Raw genomic sequence first — 13,074 nt, 5'->3', positions numbered from 1 at the left:
CATTAATTTTTGCTTCAAATATGACAATTTTGACCATAGAAGCCCTCTGTAATGAAGCTGCACTATTTTCAGCCGCCGAGTCTAGACACCCTGAACCTTTACTGTATGGCGTGACTGATGGGAAAGCAATCGGCACGTATTTAGGCTGTATCTCAAAAATAAGTATGATTTTTTTGAGGGTAATTCAGCCAGTGGTATCGATTTTCCAGGTCTATTGGTTGATGTTAAGGTAACAAGCATTAAGCAGCCACAGTCATCTTGTCCTTTTAAATCTGCACGACAAAAAATTTTTGGGCTGGGATATGCGTTAATTATCTTTGTTTATGATAAAACAGACCAAAGTATGAACCGGACTGCAAATTTAAACATTCTACATACACTTTATGTAAGTGCAGAAAGAACGGCTGATTTTCAGATGACTCGCGGGATTCGCAGCATCTTGGAAAATGAAGGTAATAAAGATGATTTAATTGCTTTTATGTATGACCGTAATTTACCTGTTGATGAAATTGAAGCATCTAATATTGCAGATGAAATACTCTTAAACCCTCCATTGCAAGGATTTTTAACTATTTCTAACGCTTTGCAATGGCGACTTCAATATAGAAGAGTTATTGAGAGTGCTGGATCAGAATCAGGGATAATTGCTGTTTATAAGGCTAAGGAATGATTCGCACTGTTGACAAAGCAAAAGTAGAATATGGAGACTTTCAAACACCCATAGAACTGGCTACCAAGGTATGTGCAAAGTTAATCGAACTGGGTGTATGTCCTGATGTAATCATTGAGCCAACTTGTGGAATAGGTAATTTTATTCAGGTAGCCTCACGTTTGTTTAAATCAACGAACAAAATTATGGGAGTAGAACTGAACCCAGATTATTTACAAGAGGTGAAAACAAAGAAGCTATTCTTACAAGATGGAAGAATTGAGCTTGAAAATGCAGATTTTTTTCAATTTGATTGGTTATCCTATCTAAATAAATTAAATGGTAAATTCCTAGTCCTTGGTAATTTTCCTTGGGTGACAAGTTCACAACAAGGAAGTATTGGTGGCGAAAACTTGCCCAATAAAAATAATTTTCAAAATTATAGCGGTTTAGATGCAATTACGGGTAAGAGTAACTTTGATATTTCAGAATGGATGCTAATTCAGGCTATCCAATGGCTACAGGGGCGTGATGCTTACCTAGCAATGCTTTGTAAAACTTCTGTTTCTAGAAAGTTATTGAACTACCTTTATTTTCATAATCTAAATTTAGCTGAATGTGCAACTTATAATATAGATACAAAAAAGTATTTTCATGCTTCTGTTGAAGCGTGTCTATTATTCTGTAAATTCGATTCAAGTTCTAAAAACTACTACTGTGATGTATTCAATAGTCTAGAAAGTTCAGAATCTTATAAAATCGGATATCGAAATAATTTTTTGATCAGAGATATAGCTGCTTTTGAAAATCTGAGTAAATTGTATGATCTCAAAACTGAAACAAAATGGCGCTCAGGTATTAAACATGATTGCTCAAATATCATGGAATTTCGTAAAATTGATCATACTTTTATTAATAAACTCGGAGAAATAGTTGATATTGAAGAAACATATCTTTTTCCTTTGCTTAAAGGCGCTGATGTTGCTCAAAATCGCATCAACTGTACTGAGCGATATGTTCTAGTTACTCAAAATTTTGTGGGTGAATCAACTGAAAATATAAAATCTGTAGCTCCTAAGACTTGGGATTATTTAGAGTCTCATGAAAGTTACTTAGATAATCGCAAGAGTAAAATATATAAAAATCAACCCAGGTTTTCTATTTTTGGAGTTGGTAAATATACTTTTGCACCTTGGAAAATTGCGATTTGTGGACTTTATAAGAAGTTAGAGTTTAGATTCATTGGTAATCTGAGTGATAAACCTGTGGTTTTTGATGATACTGTTTACTTTCTAAGTTTTGATAATGAGGAAACTGCATACAGAACTTTTGAGGTTTTGACTTCTCCATCAGTCATCAACTTCTATTCATCTCTAATTTTTTGGGATGAAAAGCGCCCGATTAAGTCCAGTATCTTAAATAGCTTAAATCTTACAGGTTTGATGGAAGGGAAAGTTAATTTTGATGCTTAGGCTTGATCAACATACCTAAAAATGGGAAAACTATCAATATCCCCTGCTGGGGAAGTTTCCATGTAAGTCTTCAATAGGAAAATGCTCAAAAAATCTCTGCTCAACCTCTTGATTTTACCTTTTTCTCTAGTTCCCTGGCTGGGCGTGGGAATGTTGTTTGATTCCAAAGCTGAGGCGTTACCGGGACAAACGACAGAAGAAGTAACTACTTGGATCAAAGCACATCCTACACTGCGCCCTAGACCTGGTGAGCGTTTATTTATCCAAAAAAGTGATACAGCAGCCCAGCGATTCACTTTTCAAGCATCGGTATTACCTCCTGGTAGGGTGCGATTACCCCAGGACAGGGGGCGGATTCGGAGTCAACGCCTGACTATGTATGATGGGATTAATGGTATGACTTTTCAGCGTCTTCAGGAATCTCTGCGGGTAATTTATGGGTTAGATATCTATCAAGATTTTAACCGCGCTCAAGTCATATATGAGTATCCTAACCAGAGTGCAATTAATTCGGCGCGTCTAGCTACAACGCCTATTAGGGAGGCTTTACGGGGAGAATTACGTGTAGGCGATCGCTATGCCTATTGGGTAGAAATTGCCCAACCCCCAGGAGGTAAAGCTTTCACAGGTCAAATGACGGTTTTTCTGAAAGCCGACCTTGATAAGTTAGAATCTGAATTGCGAAATCGCTAATAGTTGGCGTTTGCTGTGGGTTCGGTTGAACCCAACCTGCTGCAATTCGCCTCTAAAAACCTCCTAATCCTACCGGAGATGGGGTTTGCCAAACACCAGAAAATATGCTTTCAGTGGCTAGGGAAATTCTCAGCAAATCTTCTTTCAGCAGAGGGGGCCAATCAACCCCAGCTTTGCGCCCCGCTACAAATATTTGTTGCGCCTTCACACCCAACTGATAAAGAGCAAAGGCTAATTCTCGGTCGAGGTTGGGCGCGTCTTTCATGGCTTCAAATACCACTTTCAACGCTAACAAAATCGACGTTATCTGACCGGGAATTGGTGGTTTTCCCAGTTTCATCCGCATTAATAATGCATCTGGATTTTCCTCTGTTGTCACTGTCTGGGCTATGAGGAGTTTGCGAGCTGTTTCGTAATTCATGTATCCAGCTTATGTTAGTTGATACACAGCAAGAGTACCTACATACAAATTACTATGAGGATATGATTTTACTAGATATCTTGCTACAGTAACTATTTTTAAGATTTAACCACAGATGTAGATAAATGGATACAAATAGTTTACGAGTATTTTGCCTCAATTTGTCTCACCACTGTCAGCGCTGAGTAACTCACTCCTGCTGTACCTTCTCCGGGATGAGTAGAGTCGCCGACTAACCATAAGTGATTAATGGGTGTGCGATTGGCAAAGCCGAAGGGGCCAAAGGTGGGTATTCTTTGACCAATACCGCCTACTATACCGCGATCGCGCCCTGTGTAATGAGCAAAGGTGCGGGGTGTGGCTGCTTCTTGATGAATAATGGTTTCTGGTTTGAGGTAGAAGTATTCCCCTAGACGGGCGATCGCATCTTCTGTATACTTCTGTTTCAGTCCTTGATAATTATTAGTTTCCCACCACGGTGCAGGATCTACAAAGGAGGAAGCAATAATTGTGGCTTTCCCGTCTGGGGCGCGTCCATCTCCGGAATGACTGACGGAAACAAACAGAGAATTATTTTCCCCAATCGGTCCATCGACATCATAGAGAAATTGTAAGTGCGGCGGACAATCTGGGGGAATAGCGCTGATATCTACCCCTAAATACACCACAAATGCACCCGATGCTTGGGGTAATTTTTCCACCCGATTTTTATACCCAGATGGGGCTTTTTCTCCCAATAGTTGCACTAAGTTCTGTACGGTGACATTAGCAACTACATGGTCTACAATTTCTGTGCAGATTTCGCCTGTTTTCTGATTTCTGATGACTACAGCCGTAGCTTGGTTATCTTCCACCTGGATTTTTTCTACAGTGTGGCGCATTAATAACTTACCACCATCTCGTTCTAAAGATTCCACTAGGCGATCGCTCAGTACCTGCATACTACCCTGGAGGTGAAATAAACCTTGGGGTAATTGGGAGACACTCAACGCCGTAGCTGCATAAAGTAAAGCTGTTTCCTCAGTATCCACCTGAGAATATAGCTTTAATTGCAAATCCAAAAACGTTTTCAAACGATGGTCTTTAGCCAGTCCGTAAAACCGTAAAGCATCCCCCACCGTAAATAAAGTATAGGGGACGGTAATTAATGTACTAGGGCGTACCGCTTGAGTTAATTGCCATAAATCCCACAAACTCCGGGGAGGTAAAACCGGATCACGTCCTTGGAATTGCCAACTAGCCTCAAATAAAACCGCCATCATTTGCCAAAACGGTTCACTCCCAGGAAATTGTTTTTGGCGTTCCTCTCGCCATTTCTTTTGGTCACGCCAGACATTAATCGGTGTATTTTCCCCAGGTAAATATACAGCACAAGCGGGGTCACAAGGTGTCGCTGCTGGTAAATCTAGCCCTAATTCTGAGAAAATCCGGTGATGGATTCCCCCTGGTTCTAATCCTGCAACCTGAGTCGCCCCGACATCAAAGGTAAATCCGCGCCGTTGAAATGTGGAAGCACAACCCCCCGGAACCAAGGCTTGGTCTAAGACTAAAACGCTGTAACCCCTATGGGCTAATAATGCAGCCGCAGTCAGTCCGCCTATCCCCGCACCGATGACAGCAACACGAGACTTGGTTTTCCTACCAGAAATATTCGACATTGATGATTAACTTTATAATTCTTAATATTACTAATTATTATAGCCTTTCCTGATTAGATAAGGTGAGCCATACTCCCCTCCTCTGTGTACACGGTAGCCTTATTAAGGAGAAGGAGCAGGAATCTTATTGATCTCAGAGGTATTTTTGGGGTCAATTTGAGGTAAAAACTTCAGTCAAAAATCAGGCGATCGCCTACTAAAACTATTCATGAGCAGGTAAAATATACAAGCCTACCCCAGCATCAGCATTGGGTAAAATATCACGGCTACTTTTAACATTGTGACTTTCGCATAAAGCCGCAAAGGATTGTAAACTGTCTAACCTGGCAGAAAGTTCGCTCAGAGTATCTAAATATTCAGCCACAGCAATTTGACGATATGTCCAGGCTTCATCCCATTGGGAGCTATAAGACATTTCAAACTCTACATCAACGTTGATTTTCTGCCAACTAATTTGCTCAGGTGATAACGTGCGATCGCGTGGAGAAATTTCGGTAATTCTTTCTACTCTTTCTGGGGTGATATAATCATGAAAACGAGAGTTAGTAAACCGATAAGCTGTAGATAAATGAGATTTTTCATGACTAATTAACTCATTACCCCATCTTTGCGCTACTTGTTTAAACTTCGGCACTTCTACAGCCAGTAATTCTTTAGCTTCTTGATGTTTACCAATTTCTAAGAGTAAATTTGCTTCGGTTGCAGTAGCTACAGCCCAACCTTGAATAGAAACATCAGTATTTAGCATTAATTCAGCGTCTAATGCTGGGGTAATTTGTAGCGCTTGGTTAGCTAAAAATAACCGCACTCTCGAAGCAACTCTGAGCGATTCTCTGGGTGATTCATTGGGAAAGCGAGAACGATCTTGTAGTTCAGCATTTAAAGCAGCAATTTCTTTAATTAACATTGCTTGATGCAGATGAGAAATTGCTTTAGCGAGGCTTATTTGTTGCTCTCGGCTATCTTCTACTAATAGGTAAATATAGGCAAGTTGTCCTTCAATACGTTTAAATCCTTCATCTACTGCTTGTTGTAGATAATTTAATGAGTTTTGAATTTGATGCAGTTTATAACCCATATAGACAAAACCAGCAATACTGATACCAAGATTTAAAACACTTGCACCCGCAGCAATTTGTGTTAAACCCATGACCGAGGATAGAGTATTTTCAATACCTATTAATTTGTGAAAACTCATTCCATCTATAATTTGCTTAGTTGCTCCTGGCGTTTCTGCTAAATGGCGGATAATTTGACCTGATTTTTCTGTACCATCAGCCCAACGAATAACGCTACCATAACGTTTCATGGAGCCATTTAATAAACCCTGAATAATTTCAGGACTGTTGACTAAAAGAGTAGTATCAATCAGCATAATGATTCGATATTTCAGCAGCTATAAACATTAGTATTTTCGTAAACTTCAACTGTTAACCTTTCAGAAACTTTAACAGGTAAACCAGCTAATTTGCGAAAAGCATAAATCCTTGCCATTTGATCTGCATTTCGTTCAAATCCACTAACTTGTTCCTCTAAGGTAATTGTAATCAAATAAACATCATACTCTGATTCTTCTTTGGCTTGAAAACGGGTATCTTCATTTAGTTTTGGAGATAAATCAGTTTTACTTCCCAGCCATAAACATCGAGTAGCACGATATAGTTGATCACAATCATCTGATTCTATTTTCCCCTGTTTTTGTAAAAATTGAATCAAATCTAGATTAAGCGAATTAATTACTAAAACTAAAATTTTTGATGTTGGTTTTTGAGTTCTGGGTTCACTATATGTAGGGTTTTTCTCATTCCTTAACATATCCCAAAAACTAGCCCAAAATCTTAGCAATACTTGACATAATGTATTATTCATATTTTTCACCTGTGCATATTGCTTGTAAATTTTGATAGATTTCTGTAACAGCGTCTTTTTGAATTTCAAAATTTTGCCAAAACTGCTGCTGTAACAACTCATTTCGTTCAATAGCATTTAACTGTTCGTTTAACGCCCCTTGAACAAAATCAGTAATTTCTTTAACAGATTCTTGAAACAATTCATTTGTTTGATTTAATTGTAAAATACTCCAATTTCGGAAGATATCCCATAAATTCATCTTGGCTTGTTTAATACTATCTGACCATTGTTTCCCCATTACATCTATATTTGGTATCTGGAGAAATTTATATTCTCTATCTTCAAATTTATCAGTTTTTTTGCCACAACTTCCATCTTCTTCACCAACTTTTTCTGGCTGCTTTTTTTGCTCATTTTTAATATTCAAAGGAATATCAAAAAAATCTTCCGGTAATTTCGCTGAAGCTGGCGGTAATTTCTTTTTAAAATTACTTGTCACTGCATCTTCAATATTGATTACAGATGCAAATATTTCATCATCAATATTTAAATGCACCAAGGATACATTGGCAAAATTATCCAAAGCTTTTATAAATATTTCTCCTTGAGCTTGCATTAAAAAGTTACTTCTAGCTTCTATAGCATTTCTCATAGTGGCATACAGTAACCTTACATAGCGTTCATCATGCTCAAGTCCTCTAACTTCTTGCTTATTATCACAACGTACACTCTTAACTAAAAATTCTGATTGTTTTTCAAATTTGCCTAATCTCCGACTTAGGTGATCATATACTCTAGCAATATTCTCAGCTAATGACGGGGAAATAAATTCGCGTAATTTTTCTTCAAGGTCATAAGCACTTTGATTATTTTGCAAAGCATCTATTACCGGAAAAATTAAAGATTGTACTAAGTCTTTTTCGATTATCTGAACTGTATCAAAAACTTGGTCAAAATATTTTAACCCCTTAGTCTTACCTGCTTCTTGTCTAATGCGACTGTCGATTTGGTCGAAATTTGTTGTATTGGGGTTTTTTAGGTCTGCTATCCATCTTAGGTCTGCTATCCATCTATTGAGATCATTCTGAAATTCTTGATTTTTACTGGTTAAATATTCATGTATTGACTCTCCTAGCTTATTAATTTTAACTTTTTCTTGTTCTATTGTTTCCTTCGAGTTTATTTTTAGGATAGTAACCAGATTATTAAGATGATTCACCAAAGCTTGATAATTCGTAAAAACTTCGACTAGAATCTGATTTATTACCAATTCTGTAAATGAATGTTCAACTCTGATACGGAAAATATCCCAAAGTTCTCTACCTCCACTCCATTCTAAAGAATAGCGGAGAATTTTCCGCATAGTTTCATCATCAACAAAATTATTATTTTCAACATAATCTTCAAAATCACGAAACCATTGTTTTAATTCCTGGTTGTCTTTGGTGTTTAAACGAATTACTCCAGCGCAGTCTTGAAACATTGCTTTTAAACATCTTGACCTTACCTGTGGATCTACTATTGAAGGCTCATTCAAAGCACCTGCACCCCAAGCACATTGAGCATAATATAAAAGACGAGCATTAAAAGGTAGAACATCAGGAGGTTCGGGAAGTGATAAAACTTCTTGAATTTCTGCTTTCAGTTGATTAATTCGCACTTCTAGAGGAAAATCATCTGCACCTCGGTGGTCTACCCGGTTTAAAATAAAAATCATTGAGTCTGTGCGACCCTGTAAATATTCAACAACTTTTTTTAATTCTTCTAACAGCCTTTTTCTGTGGTCATCATCCACTTGCATATAGTCCAAAGCCACTAAACTAAAAGCTTTATTCACTTGCTGTTGAATAGTTGCTAAATTAGTCCGGTCTTGAATTGATTTCAAACCTGGTAAATCAATTAATTCTATTCCTATACTTGCCGGTAAACCTAACAAAGAAGGATCACAAGCAGGTAAAAGCGGAACATAAGCCGTTATTTGTGGTGCAACATACTCACGCTTTTTACGCGCATGGTTATAGGAGTGCATGACTGTACTGATGCGCTGGTATAAATCTTCATCATTTAACCCTGTCCATTCTCCAGTCTCCCAAGCAGCATCCTCTGTTTCTGCAATGACTAATTTCTGTGCGGGTGAATGTTTGAGGGTAAGGACACCACCACTCATTTCGCCGTTTTCAATTGGGGCAATTTTACGACCAATTAGCGCATTAACTATAGTTGATTTTCCAGAAGAGGTTGTCCCAATAGTTGCAATGCGGAAACTAGGATTTTCTAGTCGTTGGACTGCTTCTTGATACGCAGTTAAAAATCCTGCTAAACAAGATTTAATTCCTGGATCTTCAGAAATATCAGGAGAAGAGTTAACTAAGTTAGAAACTGAATTACCTAACTCATTTAAAAGCTTACGGGTATTATTTAACCTAGAATCAATATCAATTTGCATTTTTGCTTTACTATTTATCAGTTGTTATGTGCAAGGGGTTGGAAATTAAACTACTTTTATTAACTAGTTTTGAGCATCAAGTCTTGTCGTCCGTAGTGGTTATAATACTACTCAGTAGTTTATGTTTCACCTTGGCAGCCTAAAAATACAAAATATACTTTAATCTTACGCACAAATCTATATAAATTATATTAGTGTTATTCCTGAACAAATCACAATATCACTTCTTGATAATTGCGTATTATCACTGTAATTAGTAGGCTGCATTCAGAGCAAAATTACTAGAAAATACCATATTTTCGATATTAATCATTTATCCTGTCACCTAGCCATTATCTAGCTTTGCCTTGGTCTGTGCGCCGTAGACTCCCTTGCGGGGTGGGGTTCTTCAACCGAGAATTGATAGCTAACAAACGTACAAATACTTAACTTTCACTGCAACAGCCGATAATTGTCAGTATATATACGTTAATTAACGCTGTTGAGTATCCGCATAAATTCGAGATTTCCCAGATAGTCATTAAGTATAAAAACAATACTGCCAAATTAATTACTGTGGTACTTTCACAAAGAGCAACTCGTCACATCTACCATTAGTATGAATTATTCCAACCTCAAAACTGGTAAAGCATTCGCAGCCAAGGTTTTTAAATTTTCAAAACTATGAATTTTTGACTGTTTGATTTCTCTAGGATTATTCAGATAAAAATATACCCGACTTATTTTAAACGTGTTTATTCAAGTTCACATCATCAAGAGAGTTATAAAATAAAGGAATAACAAAGCTATTCACTCCCTACTACCCATGACCTCAACCCTGCTTAAATTTCCTCGGATAAATGCCCCCACGGTGCATAAATTGCCCAATGGCTTGACCATAGTTGCAGAACAAATGCCAGTAGAAGCTGTAAATCTCAGCTTGTGGGTTAATATTGGCTCGGCTGTGGAATCTGATGCGATTAATGGCATGGCTCATTTTTTAGAACACATGATTTTTAAAGGAACCGAGCGTTTAGCTAGCGGTGAATTTGAGCGTCAAATTGAAGAACGGGGTGCTGTGACTAATGCCGCTACTAGCCAAGACTATACTCAATACTATATAGATACCGCTCCCAAGGATTTTGCTGAGTTAGCACCACTGCAAATAGATGTAGTATGTAATGCCAGCATTCCTGATGATGCCTTTGAACGGGAACGTTTGGTAGTTTTGGAAGAAATTCGCCGTTCGGAAGATAACCCCCGGCGCAGAACGTTTAGAAGGTCAATGGAGACAGCTTTTGAAAAGTTACCTTATCGCCGTCCGGTGTTGGGGCCAGAAGCGGTAATTTCTCAACTCCAACCCCAGCAAATGCGTGATTTTCATCGTACTTGGTATCAACCCCAGTCAATTACGGCTGTAGCTGTGGGTAATTTACCTGTGGAAGAGTTAATTGCAACTGTGGCTGAGGGATTTAGTCACATTCCCCAGTCAACAGTTAACAGTCAACAGTTAGGGGTTAAGCCTGAACCTGCGTTTACAGAAGTTGTGCGGCGGGAATTTGTGGATGATAGTCTGCAAGAAGCTCGTTTAGTCATGGTGTGGCGGGTTCCAGGGTTGCAACAGCTAGATGATAGTTATGCTTTGGATGTGTTGGCGGGAGTTTTGGCACATGGACGGACTTCTAGACTGGTGCGAGATTTGCAGGAAGAACGAGAACTGGTGACTTCTATTGGTGTGAGTAATATGACTAATCAGTTACAAGGGACGTTTTATATTTCGGCTAAATGTGCGGTGGAAAATTTACAGGCTGTGGAAGAGGCGATCGCCCAACATATCCGTATACTACATACAGAGTTAGTGTCAGAACCAGAAATTGCTCGTGTGCGGCGACGGGTAGCCAATAGGTTTATATTTGGCAATGAAACACCAAGCGATCGCGCTGGTTTATACGGTTATTATCAATCTATGGTGGGAGATTTAGAACCTGCGTTTAATTACCCAGATCATATTCAATCCCAAGATGCAACAGACTTAATGCAAGCCGCACAACAGTATCTTTCCCCAGATGCTTACGGTGTAGTTGTGTTGAAACCCTAAATTAGGGAGTGGGGAGTAGGGAGTGGGGAGTGGGGCATGAGAAAATAGATAAATATCCTCATCCTTATTTCCGAATTGAAAAATGTGGACTGAAATTGATACTCACATAAGCCAAGTCACTGGCGAAAAATTTCAACCTCAGCACAAACGCAGTGTGAGTGGTGGCTGTATTAATCAAGGTTATGCTGTTGCTGATGGTAATTTGACTTACTTTGTCAAGATCAATCAAGCCTCTAAAGTTGCGATGTTTGAAGCTGAGGCGCTGGGTTTAAACCAAATGCTGGCGACAAATACCATTCGTGTACCCAAACCGATTTGCTGGGGTACGGCTGGTAATTCTAGTTATATCGTCTTGGAATGGCTGGAAATGGGAGGTAGTAACAGCAAATCTTCCCCAGAAATGGGACGCAAGTTAGCAGCGATGCACAAAGTTACTAGCAACAAAGGTTTTGGATGGCAAATTAATAATACGATTGGTTCCACACCCCAAATTAATACCTGGACAGCAGACTGGGCAGAATTTTATACTCAACATCGGCTAAGTTATCAGTTCCAATTAGCTAGACGACGAGGGGGGAGTTTTCCCAAACAAGAGGAATTACTTGCAGCTATTCCGGAATTATTAGCTAATCATCAAGTGCAACCATCTTTAGTGCATGGTGATTTATGGGGTGGAAATGCTGGGTATACTGTGTCAGGTGAACCGGTAATATTTGATCCAGCAACCTATTTTGGGGATAAAGAAGTTGATATTGCTATGACAGAATTATTCGGTGGGTTCCCTGTTGGGTTTTACCAAGGTTATAACGAAGTATTTCCTTTAGATGCAGGTTATGAGCAGAGAAAAACCCTGTATAACCTGTATCACATTCTCAATCACTTTAATTTATTTGGCGGTGGTTACGGTTCCCAAGCCAATCGGATGATTGAGCAGATTTTGCGCTAAGTAGAGGATTGCAGAAACGCATGAACACACGATTGGTTGATTCACTGCTGCAAATTATTACCGAAAAATTGGGTTTAAAGCCCCGTCGTAGAACGACGGCTTTTATTCATTATTGTACCAGTATGCTGCTATATTTAGCATAGTGGAAAGGTAATCAACCACTTAAAAAACCTAGCCGTCGAAAGAGAAAGCACTGAACCTTGATAATTAAACGGCAGTTGCTCTAATTGGGGAAACCCCAAGACCGCACTGCCTCATCTATGCGGTTCTACTGCATTATTCTAGTTTCCTCCTAGCAGTAGGCAAAAGATTTATAGGGACTAGACGAATCAGCATTTTGAAACAAATTGTTTCAAACAAAACAGGACTTGCACTCATGCAAATAGGGTAGGGCATACCCGAATTAACGCTTGGGGAGAATCCCACCTCTGGTTTAGACGACGCAAGGACTCTAGGTTAAGTGGTTTCGTTGAACCAAGAATCCCCGTCGATTTATCGCGGGGAGTGTCAAAGTTCGCCTCTGGAATTAATTCCTGTGCGGTATCAGGTTTATAGCCCCGTTGATAAATCTCCTGTAAAACTACTCGTTCAAAATCCGAGTGGTGGTCAGGTTGTGAGAGTAGTTTTTGATATTGCTCATTTCGGAATATACTTAGTATTTTCACTGTACTTGCTTAATGAGACTGTAAATTTACCCCTTCACTCAAGCAGTCAGTAGTAAATAACACCCTTTGTTGACCAGACTTTAATTCTTATTGTTAATAAGAATACTTAATCTACGTCGATTGGTTAAACTCAATGAATTATATTTAACCCACATTCCGCACCCTTAGCTGTCAGACAGGGAAATTACGGAAACAA

11 protein-coding genes and 1 pseudogene are annotated in these 13,074 nt (G+C 38.8%); 6 read left to right on the top strand and 6 right to left on the bottom strand.

Annotated features, from left to right (window positions below; translation table 11 throughout):
• Positions 1 to 20 precede the first annotated feature (20 nt).
• The 3 genes and pseudogenes from ACM0OP_RS10285 to ACM0OP_RS10275 all read left to right on the top strand — a co-directional run bounded on the left by ACM0OP_RS10285 (position 21) and on the right by ACM0OP_RS10275 (position 2,814).
• Positions 21 to 670 (top strand): annotated as a pseudogene (locus ACM0OP_RS10285) (type II restriction-modification system restriction endonuclease).
• Positions 667 to 2,121: a class I SAM-dependent methyltransferase gene (locus ACM0OP_RS10280; RefSeq protein ID WP_414528317.1), complete on the top strand. Its 1,455-nt coding sequence runs from the start codon at positions 667 to 669 to the stop codon at positions 2,119 to 2,121. Before ACM0OP_RS10285 ends, ACM0OP_RS10280 begins: the two are co-directional and overlap by 4 nt.
• 81 nt (positions 2,122 to 2,202) lie before the next feature.
• Positions 2,203 to 2,814 carry a hypothetical protein gene (locus ACM0OP_RS10275; protein WP_414528316.1) on the top strand — a complete coding sequence of 204 codons (612 nt, stop codon included), beginning with the start codon at positions 2,203 to 2,205 and terminating at the stop codon, positions 2,812 to 2,814.
• Between the two features lie 52 nt (positions 2,815 to 2,866).
• On the opposite strand, the gene ACM0OP_RS10270 is transcribed toward ACM0OP_RS10275, so the two are convergent.
• The 5 genes from ACM0OP_RS10270 to ACM0OP_RS10250 form a co-directional block, all read right to left on the bottom strand.
• Positions 2,867 to 3,235, bottom strand: a complete 369-nt coding sequence (locus ACM0OP_RS10270; RefSeq protein WP_414528315.1) for a Dethiobiotin synthetase — start codon at positions 3,233 to 3,235, stop codon at positions 2,867 to 2,869.
• 140 nt (positions 3,236 to 3,375) lie between these two features.
• On the bottom strand, positions 3,376 to 4,893 hold the full coding sequence (gene crtD, locus ACM0OP_RS10265) for a C-3',4' desaturase CrtD (RefSeq protein ID WP_414528314.1): 1,518 nt from the start codon (positions 4,891 to 4,893) through the stop codon (positions 3,376 to 3,378).
• 202 nt (positions 4,894 to 5,095) lie between these two features.
• Positions 5,096 to 6,268 (bottom strand): hypothetical protein, encoded by a 1,173-nt coding sequence (locus ACM0OP_RS10260; protein WP_414528313.1) that lies wholly within the window; start codon positions 6,266 to 6,268, stop codon positions 5,096 to 5,098.
• A gap of 14 nt (positions 6,269 to 6,282) precedes the next feature.
• A complete protein-coding gene (locus ACM0OP_RS10255; protein WP_414528312.1) occupies positions 6,283 to 6,762 on the bottom strand; it encodes a hypothetical protein in 480 nt (159 codons plus the stop codon).
• Positions 6,755 to 9,190 carry a dynamin family protein gene (locus tag ACM0OP_RS10250; protein ID WP_414528311.1) on the bottom strand — a complete coding sequence of 812 codons (2,436 nt, stop codon included), beginning with the start codon at positions 9,188 to 9,190 and terminating at the stop codon, positions 6,755 to 6,757. The genes ACM0OP_RS10255 and ACM0OP_RS10250 overlap by 8 nt, the downstream gene beginning before the upstream one ends.
• Positions 9,191 to 9,995: 805 nt before the next feature.
• On the opposite strand from ACM0OP_RS10250, the gene ACM0OP_RS10245 reads away from it, so the two are divergent.
• From ACM0OP_RS10245 to ACM0OP_RS10235, 3 genes are all read left to right on the top strand, one after another.
• Positions 9,996 to 11,267 carry a M16 family metallopeptidase gene (locus ACM0OP_RS10245; protein ID WP_414528310.1) on the top strand — a complete coding sequence of 424 codons (1,272 nt, stop codon included), beginning with the start codon at positions 9,996 to 9,998 and terminating at the stop codon, positions 11,265 to 11,267.
• 82 nt (positions 11,268 to 11,349) lie between these two features.
• Complete coding sequence (locus ACM0OP_RS10240; RefSeq protein ID WP_414528309.1) at positions 11,350 to 12,213, top strand: fructosamine kinase family protein; 864 nt, start codon at positions 11,350 to 11,352, stop codon at positions 12,211 to 12,213.
• A gap of 20 nt (positions 12,214 to 12,233) precedes the next feature.
• Entirely contained in the window at positions 12,234 to 12,356 is a 123-nt protein-coding gene (locus tag ACM0OP_RS10235) for a hypothetical protein (protein WP_414528308.1), read from the top strand.
• Positions 12,357 to 12,587: 231 nt separating this feature from the next.
• On the opposite strand, the gene ACM0OP_RS10230 is transcribed toward ACM0OP_RS10235, so the two are convergent.
• Positions 12,588 to 12,878, bottom strand: a complete 291-nt coding sequence (locus ACM0OP_RS10230) for a hypothetical protein (RefSeq protein ID WP_414528307.1) — start codon at positions 12,876 to 12,878, stop codon at positions 12,588 to 12,590.
• Between the last annotated feature and the right edge of the window lie 196 nt (positions 12,879 to 13,074).

Origin of the sequence: Nodularia chucula CCY0103, assembly GCF_963923915.1 — a bacterium.
Taxonomy (GTDB): domain Bacteria; phylum Cyanobacteriota; class Cyanobacteriia; order Cyanobacteriales; family Nostocaceae; genus Nodularia; species Nodularia chucula.
Note: the sequence above shows the minus strand (reverse complement) of the source record. Positions and strands in the feature narration are given on the sequence as shown.

Excerpts from the sequence above, each read along its gene's own strand:
- ACM0OP_RS10280 (WP_414528317.1), top strand. The coding sequence starts at position 667 with ATGATTCGCACTGTTGACAAAGCAAAAGTAGAATATGGAGACTTTCAA.
- ACM0OP_RS10275 (WP_414528316.1), top strand. The coding sequence starts at position 2,203 with ATGCTCAAAAAATCTCTGCTCAACCTCTTGATTTTACCTTTTTCTCTA.
- ACM0OP_RS10270 (WP_414528315.1), bottom strand. The coding sequence starts at position 3,235 with ATGAATTACGAAACAGCTCGCAAACTCCTCATAGCCCAGACAGTGACA.
- crtD (WP_414528314.1), bottom strand. The coding sequence starts at position 4,893 with ATGTCGAATATTTCTGGTAGGAAAACCAAGTCTCGTGTTGCTGTCATC.
- ACM0OP_RS10260 (WP_414528313.1), bottom strand. The coding sequence starts at position 6,268 with ATGCTGATTGATACTACTCTTTTAGTCAACAGTCCTGAAATTATTCAG.
- ACM0OP_RS10255 (WP_414528312.1), bottom strand. The coding sequence starts at position 6,762 with ATGAATAATACATTATGTCAAGTATTGCTAAGATTTTGGGCTAGTTTT.
- ACM0OP_RS10250 (WP_414528311.1), bottom strand. The coding sequence starts at position 9,190 with ATGCAAATTGATATTGATTCTAGGTTAAATAATACCCGTAAGCTTTTA.
- ACM0OP_RS10245 (WP_414528310.1), top strand. The coding sequence starts at position 9,996 with ATGACCTCAACCCTGCTTAAATTTCCTCGGATAAATGCCCCCACGGTG.
- ACM0OP_RS10240 (WP_414528309.1), top strand. The coding sequence starts at position 11,350 with ATGTGGACTGAAATTGATACTCACATAAGCCAAGTCACTGGCGAAAAA.
- ACM0OP_RS10235 (WP_414528308.1), top strand. The coding sequence starts at position 12,234 with ATGAACACACGATTGGTTGATTCACTGCTGCAAATTATTACCGAAAAA.